Source organism: Streptomyces sp. NPDC107521 (genome assembly GCF_055598485.1).
This window is the reverse complement of record NZ_JBVKAT010000006.1, coordinates 115,953-129,799: the sequence shown is the minus strand read 5'-3', so window position 1 is coordinate 129,799 and position 13,847 is coordinate 115,953. Positions and strand designations below refer to the sequence as shown.

Annotated in this window: 12 protein-coding genes; 5 read left to right on the top strand and 7 right to left on the bottom strand. The window is 74.5% G+C overall.

Features of this window, described 5'->3' with window-relative positions; genetic code table 11:
- Positions 1-549: 549 nt before the first annotated feature.
- Complete coding sequence (locus ACZ7LB_RS11785) at positions 550-1,374, bottom strand: purine-nucleoside phosphorylase (protein WP_471467335.1); 825 nt, start codon at positions 1,372-1,374, stop codon at positions 550-552.
- 95 nt (positions 1,375-1,469) lie between these two features.
- Positions 1,470-1,907: a gamma-glutamylcyclotransferase family protein gene (locus ACZ7LB_RS11780; protein WP_161229342.1), complete on the bottom strand. Its 438-nt coding sequence runs from the start codon at positions 1,905-1,907 to the stop codon at positions 1,470-1,472.
- 84 nt (positions 1,908-1,991) lie between these two features.
- Between ACZ7LB_RS11780 and ACZ7LB_RS11775 the strand changes: the two genes are divergently transcribed.
- Both ACZ7LB_RS11775 and ACZ7LB_RS11770 read left to right on the top strand, forming a co-directional pair.
- Complete coding sequence (locus tag ACZ7LB_RS11775) at positions 1,992-3,440, top strand: NAD(P)H-quinone dehydrogenase (RefSeq protein WP_471467333.1); 1,449 nt, start codon at positions 1,992-1,994, stop codon at positions 3,438-3,440.
- Positions 3,441-3,627: 187 nt separating this feature from the next.
- Complete coding sequence (locus tag ACZ7LB_RS11770) at positions 3,628-4,596, top strand: DeoR/GlpR family DNA-binding transcription regulator (RefSeq protein ID WP_471467331.1); 969 nt, start codon at positions 3,628-3,630, stop codon at positions 4,594-4,596.
- Between the two features lie 426 nt (positions 4,597-5,022).
- Here the strand turns inward: ACZ7LB_RS11770 and ACZ7LB_RS11765 are convergent, their stop codons facing one another.
- Positions 5,023-6,795, bottom strand: a complete 1,773-nt coding sequence (locus ACZ7LB_RS11765) for an acetyl/propionyl/methylcrotonyl-CoA carboxylase subunit alpha (RefSeq protein WP_471467329.1) — start codon at positions 6,793-6,795, stop codon at positions 5,023-5,025.
- Between the two features lie 402 nt (positions 6,796-7,197).
- On the opposite strand from ACZ7LB_RS11765, the gene ACZ7LB_RS11760 reads away from it, so the two are divergent.
- The gene (locus tag ACZ7LB_RS11760) at positions 7,198-7,665 is read left to right on the top strand and encodes a hypothetical protein (protein WP_471467617.1); all 468 of its coding nucleotides are present in this window, start codon (positions 7,198-7,200) and stop codon (positions 7,663-7,665) included.
- On the opposite strand, the gene ACZ7LB_RS11755 is transcribed toward ACZ7LB_RS11760, so the two are convergent.
- From ACZ7LB_RS11755 to ACZ7LB_RS11740, 4 genes are all read right to left on the bottom strand, one after another.
- Entirely contained in the window at positions 7,634-8,257 is a 624-nt protein-coding gene (locus ACZ7LB_RS11755; RefSeq protein ID WP_471467328.1) for a Maf family protein, read from the bottom strand. The two genes, ACZ7LB_RS11760 and ACZ7LB_RS11755, sit on opposite strands and share 32 nt — an antisense overlap.
- Before the next feature lie 40 nt (positions 8,258-8,297).
- Positions 8,298-8,426: a morphogenic membrane protein MmpB gene (mmpB, locus tag ACZ7LB_RS11750; protein WP_265293717.1), complete on the bottom strand. Its 129-nt coding sequence runs from the start codon at positions 8,424-8,426 to the stop codon at positions 8,298-8,300.
- A 591-nt stretch (positions 8,427-9,017) separates the two neighbouring features.
- On the bottom strand, positions 9,018-9,224 hold the full coding sequence (locus ACZ7LB_RS11745; RefSeq protein ID WP_471467326.1) for an acyl-CoA carboxylase epsilon subunit: 207 nt from the start codon (positions 9,222-9,224) through the stop codon (positions 9,018-9,020).
- A gap of 9 nt (positions 9,225-9,233) precedes the next feature.
- Entirely contained in the window at positions 9,234-10,826 is a 1,593-nt protein-coding gene (locus ACZ7LB_RS11740; protein ID WP_471467324.1) for an acyl-CoA carboxylase subunit beta, read from the bottom strand.
- A 110-nt stretch (positions 10,827-10,936) separates the two neighbouring features.
- On the opposite strand from ACZ7LB_RS11740, the gene ACZ7LB_RS11735 reads away from it, so the two are divergent.
- Positions 10,937-11,803 carry a biotin--[acetyl-CoA-carboxylase] ligase gene (locus tag ACZ7LB_RS11735; RefSeq protein ID WP_471467322.1) on the top strand — a complete coding sequence of 289 codons (867 nt, stop codon included), beginning with the start codon at positions 10,937-10,939 and terminating at the stop codon, positions 11,801-11,803.
- Between the two features lie 552 nt (positions 11,804-12,355).
- Entirely contained in the window at positions 12,356-13,495 is a 1,140-nt protein-coding gene (locus ACZ7LB_RS11730; protein WP_161229333.1) for an adenylate/guanylate cyclase domain-containing protein, read from the top strand.
- Positions 13,496-13,847: the final 352 nt, after the last annotated feature.

Sequence of the window (13,847 nt, the reverse complement as noted above, 5' to 3'; positions counted from 1 at the left end):
GTTTCCGTGGGTGGGGGCTGTGCCTGGGGTGGTCTGTTTCCGTGGGTGGGTCGGGGTGCCTGCGGCGCAGCTTTCGGTTGGTGGGGGTTTGTGCTGCGCCCTGTCCTGGTGGGGGGTTGGGGCCGGGGCGGGGGTGGTCGTCCTCGGAACGGCGCGGAATCGGGTGGCGATGAGGCGCACTCTGTTGACGCGCCAACCTCTGCGGGCGGCCACCCCCGCCCCGTCCCCTTCCCGCCGTGCGCGGCTGCGGGTACCCGCCCACTCTCCTCCGCCGGGTTCCGCCGTGCGCGGCTGCGGGCTCCTTTTTCCGGCTCTCGGCATGTGCGGGTGCCCGTGCGCCTTTTCTCCGTCGGGTTCCCGCCGTGCGCCGGTGCGGGCTCCCGCCCACTCTCCTCTGCCGGTTCCGGCTCATCTCCCCGGGTGCGGGGGCCATGTCCGTGTTGCCCTCGGGGCCGGTTCCTTGGCCTTGGTCGTTCTGGCCGGGTGCCGGTCCCGTGCCGTGGTTCTCGGGGGCGGTGGTTCGGCGGGGGAGTGGGCCCCGGGGGGGCGTTACAGGCGGGAGAGGACTCTGGTCAGGAGGGTGCCCATGCGGGTCGCCGAGTCGCGGCCCGCCTGGAGGACCTCCTCGTGGTTCAGCGGCTCGCCCGTCATGCCCGCCGCCAGGTTGGTCACCAGCGAGATGCCCAGCACCTCCGCCCCGGCCTCCCGCGCGGCGATCGCCTCCAGCACCGTCGACATGCCGACCAGGTCCGCGCCGATGACCCGGGCCATCCGGATCTCCGCCGGGGTCTCGTAGTGCGGCCCCGGGAACTGGGCGTAGACGCCCTCCTCCAGCGAGGCGTCGACCTCCTTGCACAGCGCCCGCAGCCGCGGCGAGTACAGGTCCGTGAGGTCGACGAAGTTGGCGCCCACGATGGGCGACGTCGCGGTCAGGTTGATGTGGTCGCTGATCAGGACCGGCTGGCCGGGGCGCATGCCCTCGCGCAGCCCGCCGCAGCCGTTGGTCAGGACGATCGTCTTGGCGCCCGCCGCGACCGCGGTGCGCACCCCGTGGGCGACGGGGGCCACCCCGTGGCCCTCGTAGTAGTGGGTGCGGCCGAGGAAGACCAGCGCCCGCCGGTCGCCGATGGCGTACGAGCGGACCCGGCCGCCGTGTCCCTCCACCGCCGGCTTCGGGAAGCCGGGCAGGTCGGTGACCTGGAGATCGGCCTCGGGGGCGCCCAGCGCGTCCGCCGCCGGTGCCCAGCCGGAGCCCATCACGAGGGCGACGTCGTGGGTCTCGGCGCCGGTGAGTTCGCGCAGGCGGGCCGCGGCGGCGTCGGCGGCGGCGTAGGGGTCACCCTGGATGTCGTCCGGGAGAAGAGATGCGTTCACGCGGACGAGAGTAGCCGCTTTGTGCCTACGCGCGTAGATGACGGGGGGAAACGGTGCCGGGATCGTTGCCTTGTCGTTTCCCCGGGGGCGGGTCCTCAGCAGGGGCGCTTGCGCAGTTCCATCACGTAGTCGTGCGGCGCCCCGGCCGACTCCGCGGCGTCCGCGACCTCGCCCAGGTAGCGCGCCGAGGGCAGTCCGCCCTCGTACCCGTTCAGGACGTACGTCCACGCGCCCTCCTCGCCGTCGAGGGTGTGGACGCGCACCCGGGTGCGCCGGTAGACGTCCATGCCCACGCCCTCCCAGCGGTCGAGCGACTCCTCGTCCATCGGCGCGAGGTCGTACAGCGCCACGAAGACCTGCGACAGCGGGTCCTCCACCAGCGTCGCCAGGGCGCCCTCCCAGCCCATGTGCTCGCCCCCGAACGTCAGCCGCCACCCGTTCAGCCAGCCGGTGGCACGCAGCGGCGAGTGCGGTGCGCGGCGGGTCATCAGCCGCGCGTCGAGGTTGCCGGCGTAGGCGGCGTAGAGGGACATGGGGGCAGGGTACGGCAGCGTCCCGGGCGTCGCTCCGGTCACGGACGTGCCCCGGGGGCGCCGCCCGCCAAAGGGTGCGGGACAATGGAGTACGTGACTCGGATCGTGATCATCGGTGGCGGACCCGGCGGATACGAAGCGGCGCTGGTGGCCGCGCAACTCGGCGCGGAGGTGACCGTCGTCGACTGCGACGGTCTGGGCGGGGCGTCGGTGCTGACCGACTGCGTCCCGTCCAAGACCCTCATCGCCACGGCCGAGGTGATGACCACCTTCGACTCCTCGTACGAGGAGCTGGGCATCATCGTCGCCGACGACACCCCGCCCCTGGAGCGGTCCGCCCGGGTGGTCGGGGTGGACCTGGGCAAGGTCAACCGGAGGGTGAAGCGGCTCGCGCTGGCGCAGTCGCACGACATCACCGCCTCCGTGACGCGCGCCGGCGCGCGGGTCGTGCGCGGGCGCGGGCGGCTGGAGGGCATGCAGGCCCTCGACGGCTCCCGCAAGGTCGTGGTGCGCGCCGCCGACGGCAGCGAGGAGACCCTGACCGCCGACGCCGTCCTCATCGCCACCGGCGGCCACCCGCGCGAGGTGCCCGACGCCCGCCCCGACGGCGAGCGCATCCTCAACTGGACCCAGGTCTACGACCTCACCGAGCTGCCCGAGGAACTGATCGTCGTCGGTTCCGGTGTGACCGGCGCCGAGTTCGCCGGCGCCTACCAGGCGCTGGGCTCGCGGGTCACCCTGGTCTCCTCGCGCGACCGGGTGCTGCCCGGCGAGGACCCCGACGCCGCCGCCGTCCTGGAGGACGTGTTCCGGCGGCGGGGCATGAACGTCATGTCGCGCTCCCGCGCCCAGTCGGCCAAGCGGGTGGGCGACCGGGTCGAGGTCACCCTCTCCGACGGCCGGGTCATCACCGGCTCGCACTGCCTGATGGCCGTCGGCGCCATCCCCAACACCGAGGGCATGGGGCTGGAGGAGGCCGGGGTCCGGCTCAAGGACTCCGGGCACATCCGGACCGACCGCGTCTCGCGCACCTCCGCCCCGGGCGTCTACGCCGCCGGTGACGTGACCGGTGTCTTCGCGCTCGCCTCGGTGGCCGCCATGCAGGGCCGGATCGCCATGTACCACTTCCTCGGCGACGCGGTCACCCCGCTGAACCTCAAGACCGTCTCCGCCAACGTCTTCACCGACCCCGAGATCGCCACCGTCGGCTACACCCAGGCCGACATCGACGCCGGGCGGATCGACGCCCGCGTCGTCAAGCTGCCGCTGCTGCGCAACCCCCGCGCCAAGATGCAGGGCATCCGGGACGGCTTCGTCAAGATCTTCTGCCGTCCGGGCACCGAGATCGTGGTCGGCGGCGTGGTCGTGGCGCCGCGCGCCTCGGAGCTCATCCACTCCATCGCGATCGCGGTCGACAACAACCTGACGGTCGAGCAGATCGCGAACACCTTCACCGTCTACCCGTCCCTCTCGGGCTCGATCGCCGAAGTGGCGCGGCAGTTGCACACCCGGAAGCCCGGCGGCGAGGGCTGACCTCCGGGGGCGGCGACCGCCCGGGCGGCGCGCTCCGTCCGGCGGTCACGCGCGGTCGCGGCGCGTGCGGTTGGCATAGGCGGCACGGGTAGGCGCTATACCACTTCTCGTGCTGCCGTGCGAACAACTTCTGTTATTCGGTGCATACTGCTGAAACCAGACGGTCGTTGGGGTTACTGTCAGTTTCGTGTTCGCTGCAGAACGTCGCCAATTGATCCTCGAAATGGTGCGGGCGAACGGAGCGGTGTCGCTCCGTGAACTCGCCCGCGTCGTCCAGACCTCCGAAGTGACCGTACGGCGGGACGTGCGCGCACTGGAGGCAGAAGGACTCCTCGACCGCCGGCACGGCGGTGCCGTGCTCCCCGGCGGGTTCACCCGTGAATCCGGCTTCCCGCAGAAGTCGCATCTCGCGACCGCCGAGAAGACGGCCATCGCCGACCTCGCCGCGAGCCTCGTGGAAGAGGGCGAGGCCATCGTCGTGGGCGCCGGGACCACCACGCAGGAGCTGGCCCGCCGGCTCGCCCGGGTGCCCGGTCTGACGGTCGTCACCAACTCCCTGCTGGTCGCGCAGGCACTGGCCCACGCCAACCGGGTCGAGGTCGTGATGACCGGCGGCACCCTGCGGGGCTCCAACTACGCCCTGGTCGGCTCGGGCGCCGAGCAGTCCCTGCAGGGGCTGCGGGTGTCCAGGGCCTTCCTGTCGGGCAGCGGCCTGACGGCCGAGCGCGGGCTGTCCACGTCCAACATGCTGTCGGCCTCCGTCGACCGGGCGCTGGTGCAGGCCGCCGCCGAGGTGGTGGTGCTCGCGGACCACTCCAAGCTGGGCACCGACACCATGTTCCAGACCGTGCCCACGGATCTCATCACCCGTCTGGTCACCGACGAGCCGCCCGGCCACGACGACCGTGCCGCCAGCGAGTTGCAGGCCCTGGCCGACCAGGGCGTGCAGATCGCCGTGGCCGGGGCGCCGGGCGGTTCCGGGGGGTCCGGCGGTCCCGGGGGCGACTCCGTCCCCGCCCGCCAGCAGCGCCGCGACGTGCCGCTGCCGGGGCCCCGCCGCCAGGTCACCGGCACGGCCGCCGGCCTGCGGGCCGCGCCGTCCCTGGGCGAGCAGAGCGCCGAGCGGGCGCGCGTCGCCGACCTGCGCCGCCGCTGACGCCCTGCGGCGGAGCCGCCATCGCCGGGGTGGTGCCCCGGTGCGGCGGCACTCCGGCGGGACGGCACTCCGGTGCGGGGCTGCCCCGGGGGCGGTCGCCCGGTACGGCCGCTCCATGAAGGGCGGTGGCCCCGCGGGGTGTTGTGGTGGCCCGTCCGTCGGCCGGGGGCTCCCGGCGGCGTACGGTCGTCCCTTCCGGCCGCCGTCGTGGCCCGTGGCCGCCCTGGGCCGACGGTGGCCGCCACCGCCCGTGGGGACGGGCGGGAGCCACGACGGACGTCCCGCCCCGAAGGCCGGGGTGCTGAGACGGGCGTCCCGTCACGAAGGCCGGGGTGCTGCGACGGACGTGCCGCCACGACGGCCGGGGCGCCCGGCGGACCCCGTCGAGGTCCGCCGGGCGCCCCGGTCCCGTGCTCCGTGCCCGGATCAGTCCTTGATCTCGCAGATGGCCGCGCCCGAGGTGACGGACGCGCCGACCTCGGCGCCCAGGCCCTTGACGGTGCCGGCCTTGTGGGCGTTGAGGGGCTGCTCCATCTTCATCGCCTCCAGGACGACGATCAGGTCGCCCTCCTCCACCTGCTGGCCCTCCTCCACCGCGATCTTCACGATGGTGCCCTGCATCGGCGAGGCGAGGGTGTCGCCCGAGACGGCGGGGCCGGACTTGCGGGCCGCGCGCCGCTTGGGGCGGGCCCCGGCGGCCAGCCCGGTGCGGGCCAGGGACATGCCGAGCGAGGAGGGCAGCGAGACCTCCAGCCGCTTGCCGCCGACCTCGACGACCACCGTCTCCCGGCCCGACTCCTCGTCCGCCTCCGCGTCGGCGGGGGTGGTGAAGGGTGCGATGGTGTTCTCGAAACCGGTCTCGATCCAGCGGGTGTGGACCGTGAACGGCTTGTCGGAGCCGGTCAGTTCGGGGGCGAAGGCCGGGTCCCGGACCACGGCGCGGTGGAACGGGATGGCGGTGGCCATGCCCTCCACGCGGAACTCCGCCAGCGCCCGCGACGCCCGCTCCAGCGCCTCCTTGCGGGTGCGGCCGGTGACGATCAGCTTGGCCAGCAGCGAGTCCCAGGCGGGGCCGATGACACTGCCGGACTCCACCCCCGCGTCCAGGCGCACACCGGGACCGGTGGGGGCCTCGAAGCGGGTGACGGTGCCGGGGGCGGGCAGGAAGTTCCGGCCCGGGTCCTCGCCGTTGATGCGGAACTCGAAGGAGTGGCCGCGCAGCTCCGGGTCGCCGTAGCCCAGTTCCTCGCCGTCCGCGATCCGGAACATCTCCCGGACCAGGTCGATCCCGGCGACCTCCTCGGTGACCGGGTGCTCGACCTGGAGGCGGGTGTTGACCTCCAGGAAGGAGATGGTGCCGTCCAGGCCGACGAGGAACTCGACGGTCCCGGCGCCGACGTAGCCGGCCTCCTTCAGGATCGCCTTCGACGCCCGGTACAGCTCGGCGGTCTGCTCCTCGGACAGGAAGGGCGCGGGGGCCTCCTCCACCAGCTTCTGATGGCGGCGCTGGAGGGAGCAGTCACGGGTGGAGACGACCACGACGTTGCCGTGCCGGTCGGCGAGGCACTGGGTCTCCACGTGGCGGGGCCGGTCGAGGTAGCGCTCCACGAAGCACTCGCCGCGCCCGAAGGCCGCGACGGCCTCGCGCACCGCCGACTCGTACAGCTCCGGGACCTCCTCCAGCGTCCTGGCCACCTTCAGGCCGCGACCGCCGCCGCCGAAGGCCGCCTTGATCGCGATGGGCAGCCCGTGCTCCTCGGCGAAGGCCACGACCTCGTCCGCGCCGGACACCGGGTCCGGGGTGCCGGCGACGAGGGGCGCCCCGGCCCGCTGCGCGATGTGCCGGGCGGCGACCTTGTCCCCGAGGTCGCGGATGGCCTGCGGCGGCGGGCCGATCCAGATGAGACCGGCGTCCAGCACGGCCTGGGCGAACTCGGCGTTCTCCGAGAGGAAGCCGTAGCCGGGGTGGACGGCGTCCGCGCCGGACTCGCTCGCCGCGTTCAGCACCTTGGCGAAGTCGAGGTAGCTGGTGGCGGGAGTGTCACCGCCCAGGGCGAACGCCTCGTCGGCGGCACGCACATGCAGAGCGTCCCGGTCCGGGTCCGCGTAGACCGCCACGCTCGCGATCCCCGCGTCCCGGCAGGCCCGCGCCACGCGGACCGCGATTTCGCCACGGTTGGCGATGAGCACCTTGCGCACGATTGAGGCTCCCTCCTTGAAACAAGCCGAGTTTAGGGACTGCCGACACGGCACATCGACCCGTCCCCAATGGTGAGCTTGCCCACACGGAGCGTGATTCGAGGCCCGCTCGACCCGCGAAACCCCTTGTCGTACCGCGATACCCAGGGCTCCCCCGGGAAACCCTAGCCGTCCGGGGCGGGCCAGGTCTCTGTGAGGGCGCGCTGCGGCCCATCGCGATTCTTTGTGGAGTCCCTACGAATGGCCCAACGATTCTTTGCCCTCCGCGAACCCCTTGTCCCCAGGTTTACCCGTTAGTAACGTTCGCGATGTCGCGGACGTACTTCGGGTAACAGCCGTCCTGTGCGGGCGGCGGTCGAAAGGGGGCGGGGGCCGGTGTCGGTGCGCAGACCGGTGGCGTGGATGGTGGCGGTCGTGCTCTTCGCCGAGGCGCTCGGCGTCGTGGCGCTGAACTGGTTCCTGGGGGTGGTGGTCGACCGGCAGCGGATGTCCCTGGCCGGTCTCGACCCCGATCTGATGTCCCGGTCCTCGAAGATCGGCGGCGTCGTCCTCGGCCTCTACTTCGCCCTGTGCGCGCTGGTCGCGCTGCTGGTGGCGGTGCGCGGGCACCGGCCCGCCGGCGTGGGCCGGGCGCTGCTGGTCAGCGCCGCCGTGGTGCACGGGCTGCTCGCCGCCCTCGCCTGGGGGCCGGTGGGGCCGGGCGCCTTCGTCCTGATGACCGTCGTCCTCGGGCTCGTCGTGCTGCTCCTGATGACCCACGACGGCCACCTCCCGGACGGCGTCCCCGGCGGCCCGAAGGAGTACGCCGCCGGGCCGCCCGGCGACGGCGCGGCGCCGGTCAGTCCGCCGCCGGAGCCCACAACTCCGTGATGCCGACGCCCAGTTCGGCCAGCAGGCGGCGGACGAGGGGGAGGCTGATGCCGATGACGTTGCCGTGGTCGCCCTCGATGCCGTCGATGAACGGCGCCGACCGGCCGTCCAGGGTGAAGGCCCCGGCGACGTGCAGCGGCTCCCCGGAGGCGACGTAGGCGGCGATCTCCTCGTCGGTGGGCTCGCCGAACCGGACCACGGTGGACGCGGTCGCCGCGGCGTGGCGCCCGGTGGCGGTGTCCCAGACGCAGTGACCGGTCTGGAGCGTGCCCGCCCGGCCGCGCATCGCCTTCCAGCGGGCGGTGGCCTCCTCGGCGTCGGCGGGCTTGCCGAGCGGCCGTCCGTCCAGGTCCAGCACCGAGTCGCAGCCGATCACCAGTGCCCCGGAGACCTCCGGCCGGGCGGCCACCACGGACGCCTTGGCCCTGGCCAGGGCGAGGGCCAGCTCGGCCGGTGTGGGGGCGCTCACGGCCTCCTCGTCGACGCCGCTGACGAGCACCTCGGGGGCGAGCCCGGCCTGGCGCAGCAGCCCGAGCCGGGCGGGGGACTGGGAGGCGAGGACGAGGCGGCGGCGCGGCTGCTGATCGGTCATGGGGGTCAGCGTAGCGGCGGCGCCCGGTCCCTTCCGCGTCCTACCGCACCCCGATCACGATCATCGCGAGCACCATCGCCAGCGCCAGGAAGAGCCCCAGCCGCCGCAGCATGACCTGTGTCTCGCGGAGTTCCTCGGGCGGCTCGTTCTCGGGATCGGACCACAGCATTCCACCAGGGTGGGGCCGGGGCGGGAACGGCGCCTGAGTACGGGTACCTAGCGCGGCGCGCGGCCCCGGGTGGGCTTCGCCACACGGGAGGCGCGAGCGGGACGACGACGGGACCCGCAGGTGATGGCCGGCTTCCCGGAGGGGAGGTGCCGGATGGCTCGTCGGGGGGCCGTCGGGGGTGCCCCCGGGGGGGAGGGGGCGGGACGCCCTGGGGGCGGCCGGACGGGTTCCTCAGGGGCGCTGTGGGAGTGCCCCTCCGCGCGGGGGACGGGGTCTCCCCGGGGTGGAGTCCCCCTGGGGAGGCGGCGGGGAGCGTCTCCGGGATGTCCGGGAGGGGTGTCGGGGAGGGTGACCTCGGGGTGTCCGGGAGGGACGCGGAGGGACGCGCGGGGCCAGGGGCGCGGAGAGGGAGGGCCGCGGAGGAGCGCCTGCGGCCGGGTCGCCGGGGCCCGGGCACCCGAGCCGGGCGGGCGAGGGAGTGCCGTGGCCCCGTCCGGCGTCCGGTGTCCGTCAGCCGGGCCGGGCGGGCCGGGGCACCGGGAACGGGCGCCGGGGCACGCGGTCAGGGAGGCGCGCCGCGCCCGGTGTCCGTCAGCCCGGCCAGTACGTGCGGGCCCACGACGCCGGGCCCGGGGCGGGCAGCCGGGCCGCGGCGATCCGCCCCGGGTCCGCCCACGCGTCGCCCGGCCCCGGCACCGTCGGCGGCTCGGCCGTCATCGCCGCGGCGCGCGCCCGGACCACCGCCAGGGCGGCGGCCAGTTCCTCCGGGGTCGGGTTGCCCCGTACGACCTTGATCACAGCGGCTCCTTAGAGGGGGATGTTGCCGTGCTTCTTCGGGGGCAGGGACTCGCGCTTGGTGCGGAGCTGGCGCAGCCCCCGCACGATGTGGCGGCGGGTGTCGGACGGCATGATCACCGCGTCCACGTAGCCGCGCTCGGCCGCCGTGTACGGGTTGAGGAGGGTGTCCTCGTACTCCCGGATCAGCCGGGCCCGGGTGGCCTCCGGGTCCTCCGCCCCGGTGATGGTCCGGCGGTGCAGGATGTTGACCGCGCCCTGCGCCCCCATCACCGCGATCTGGGCGGTCGGCCAGGCCAGGTTGAGGTCGGCGCCCAGGTGCTTGGAGCCCATCACGTCGTAGGCGCCGCCGAACGCCTTGCGGGTGATGACGGTGATCAGCGGCACGGTGGCCTCGGCGTAGGCGAAGATCAGCTTGGCGCCGCGCCGGATGATCCCGTCGTGCTCCTGGTCCACGCCGGGCAGGAAGCCGGGGACGTCCACGAAGGTCAGCACCGGCACGTTGAAGGCGTCGCAGGTGCGCACGAAGCGGGCCGCCTTCTCGGAGGCGGTGATGTCCAGGCAGCCGGCGAACTGCATCGGCTGGTTGGCGACGATGCCCACCGGACGCCCCTCGACGCGGCCGAAGCCGGTCAGGATGTTCGGCGCGAACAGCGGCTGCGTCTCGAAGAACTCCCCGTCGTCCAGCACGTGCTCGACCACGGTGTGCATGTCGTACGGCTGGTTCGCGGAGTCCGGGACGACCGTGTCCAGTTCCCGGTCCTCGTCGGTGACCGCGAGATCGGCCTCCTCGGGGAAGACGGGCGGCTCGGAGAGGTTGTTGGACGGCAGGTACGACAGCAGCTGCTTGACGTACTCGACGGCGTCCTTCTCGTCCCCGGCCATGTGGTGGGCCACGCCCGAGGTGGAGTTGTGGGTGCGGGCGCCGCCCAGCTCCTCGAAGCCGACGTCCTCGCCGGTGACGGTCTTGATCACGTCGGGGCCGGTGATGAACATGTGCGACGTCCGGTCCACCATCACCGTGAAGTCGGTGATGGCCGGCGAGTACACCGCGCCGCCCGCGCAGGGCCCCACGACCAGGCTGATCTGCGGGACCACCCCGGAGGCGTGGGTGTTGCGGCGGAAGATCTCCCCGTAGGCGCCGAGCGAGGCCACGCCCTCCTGGATGCGGGCGCCGCCCGAGTCGTTGATGCCGATGACCGGGCAGCCGGTCTTCAGCGCGAAGTCCATCACCTTGACGATCTTCTGGCCGTAGACCTCGCCCAGCGCGCCGCCGAAGACGGTGAAGTCCTGCGAGAAGACGGCCACCGGGCGGCCGTCGACGGTGCCGTAGCCGGTGACGACACCGTCGCCGTAGGGCCGGTTGGCGTCCAGCCCGAAGTTGGTGGAACGGTGCCGGGCGAACTCGTCCAGCTCGACGAACGAGCCCTCGTCCAGCAGGAGGGCGATCCGCTCGCGGGCCGTCAGCTTGCCCTTGGCGTGCTGCTTCTCCACGGCACGCGCCGAACCGGCGTGGGTGGCCTCGTCGATGCGACGCCGGAGGTCCGCGAGCTTGCCCGCGGTCGTGTGGATGTCGGGCTGCTGCTGCACTTCCGGCTCGGACATCGGGATTGCGGCTCCCTGCCTGCTCAAGAGTGAGAACGGTTACTCACCCGTAGAGTAGTGCGACGCTCCGGGGTCGGCAGTGCGGTCTTTCCCACACCTAGGGTGGTTGCATGACGCCGCGAGACTCCTCCCCCTCACCCGACAGCCGCTGGTCCGACCTGGGCAGGCCGCCCCTGAACGCCACGGCGCTGCGCCGGGGCCTGGTGCGGGCGGGCGGGCTGTGGACCCGGGTGGACGTGGTGCAGCGCACCGGGTCCACCAACTCCGATCTGGTCGCCAGGGCCGCCGAGGGCACGGTGACCGAGGGGGCGGTGCTGGTCGCGGAGGAGCAGACCGCCGCCCGCGGGCGCCTGGACCGGCAGTGGTCGGCGCCGCCCCGCTCGGGTCTCTTCTTCTCCGTGCTGCTCCGGCCCGCCGAGGTGCCGGTGGCCCGCTGGGGCTGGCTGCCGCTGCTCACCGGCGTCGCGGTGGCGACCGGGCTGTCCCGCGCCGCCGGTGTCGACACCGCCCTGAAGTGGCCCAACGACCTGCTCGTCACCGTCGGGGGCGAGGAGCGCAAGGCCGGCGGCATCCTGGCCGAGAGCGCGGGCCCCGACGGGGTCGTCGTCGGCGTGGGCCTCAACGTGACCCTCACCGCCGCGGAGCTGCCGGTGGCCCGCGCGGGCTCGCTGGCCCTGGCGGGCGCCGTCACCACCGACCGGGACCCGCTGCTGCGGGGCGTGCTGCGCTCCCTGGAGGACTGGTACGGGCGCTGGCGCTCGGCGGGGGGCGACCCCGTCGCGTGCGGGCTCCAGGAGACGTACGCCGCGGGCTGCGCCACCCTCGGCCGGACGGTCCGCGCGGAACTGCCGGGCGACCGCAGCCTGGTCGGCGAGGCGGTCGCCATCGACGGTGACGGCCGCCTGGTGCTGGCCACGGAGGGCGGGACGAGGGAGCCGGTGGGGGCGGGGGACATCGTCCACCTGCGGCCCGCGTGACGGGGCGGCCGGACGGAGGGGCGGCCGGACGGTGCCGGGTGCCGGGTGCCGGGTGCCGGGTGCCGGTTTCCGGGGGTCGGTGGGTCGGGGGTCGGGCATCGGGCCGGGCCGCCTCACGGGACGGCCGGGGCCCGGGCCGGGCGCGCGGGGTACCGGGGCCGGGGCGCGGCGCCATCGGCCCGGAGGTCCGCCGCCGTCCCCCCGGAGGTCCGCCGCCGTCCCCCCGGGGGTCCGCGGCTCCGGCCCGTAGGGGAGTTCCCGGGGCGTACGGGGCGCGGTGCGGGGCGTACGGGGGCGTGGCGCGAGGGCGTGAACGGGGGTGGTGCGCGGGGGTGCGCCGCGCCGCCCGCCGCCCGGCGCGGACTCCGGTCGCGGGACGGACGCGCTGGTGGTCGGGTGGGAGGGGCGGCCGGGCGGCGTCCGGAGGCGCTCGCGGGACGCCCGGTGAGCGGGCGTCCGGGGCGGTCGCCGGTGGGGAGTGAGCTGGGGCACACCTGACGTAAAGTTGGGGCCGGTCGAACCTGACCGCGGCAGATCGGAAGGGCAGCAGGCGTGACCGTCGACGACACGGGCTCCGGCGCGGACGGGGACGGCCGGGTGGACCCCGAGCCCGACCCGGGCTCCGCCGACTCCGGAGAGGACCCGCTGGCGCTGCGCCTGGAAGGTCTCATCCTGGGCGCCGAGCGCCGCTACACCCCCTTCCAGGCGGCCCGCAGCGCCGGTGTCTCCATGGAGCTGGCGTCCCGGTTCTGGCGGGCCATGGGCTTCGCCGACATAGGGCAGGCGAAGGCGCTCACCGAGGCCGACGTGCTCGCGCTGCGGCGCCTGGCCGGTCTGGTCGAGGCGGGCCTGCTCAGCGAGGCGATGGCGGTGCAGGTGGCCCGGTCCACCGGGCAGACCACCGCCCGGTTGGCCGAGTGGCAGATCGATTCCTTCCTGGAGGGGCTGACCGAGCCGCCCGAACCCGGCATGACCCGCACCGAGGTGACGTATCCGCTGATGGAGCTGCTCCTGCCGGAACTGCAGGAGTTCCTCGTCTACGTCTGGCGGCGCCAGCTCGCCGCGGCCACCGGCCGTGTCGTCCAGGCTGCCGACGACGAGGAGATGGTCGACCGGCGCCTCGCGGTGGGCTTCGCGGACCTCGTCGGCTTCACCCGGCTCACCCGCCGCATGGAGGAGGAGGAACTCGGCGAACTCGTCGAGGCCTTCGAGACCACCGCCGCCGATCTGGTGGCCGCGCGCGGCGGACGGCTGATCAAGACCCTCGGCGACGAGGTGCTCTACGCCGCCGACGACGCCGGGACGGCCGCCGAGATCGCCCTGCGCCTGATCGAGACGATGACCAACGACGAGACCATGCCCGAACTGCGCGTCGGGATGGCGTTCGGCACGGTGACCACCCGCATGGGCGATGTCTTCGGGACGACCGTCAACCTGGCCTCCCGGCTGACCTCCATAGCGCCCCGGGACGCCGTCCTCGTCGACAGCGCCTTCGCGGAGGAACTGGTCCGCACCCACGAGGCCCCGGCCTCCGAGGCGGCGGCGGCCGAGGAGGCCGCGGCGGCGGAGAAGGAGGGCGACGAGGCACCGGCGTACCGCTTCGCGCTCCAGCCGATGTGGCAGCGGCCGGTGCGCGGACTCGGCGTGGTCGAGCCGTGGCTGCTCACCCGGCGGGGCGGCGCGGAGGCGTGACCGGCGCCGGGGCGTGACCCGGGCGGCGCAGTGCGCCCGGAGCGCTGCGGCGGCGGGCGTGCAGCCCCGGACACGACGGTGCCGCCGGATCGTTCCCCCAGGGGCGCACCCCTTCCCCGGGCGGCAGCGACGGGCCCCGGCCTCCGGCCGCCCGGCCGGCCCCGGCCGGTGCCGGGGCGCGGAACGGAGCGCCGGGGCGGCGCCTTCCGGCCCTCCTGAACGTTCCCCGGGGCGGCCGGTGGCGCACGGCGGCCGACGGCGCGCCCCCGCCTCACGCCGCGCGCGCGGGGTGACGGCGCGCGCCCCGTCCACGCCGGAGGCCGACGGCCCGGTGCCCGGCGGGGCGGGGCGC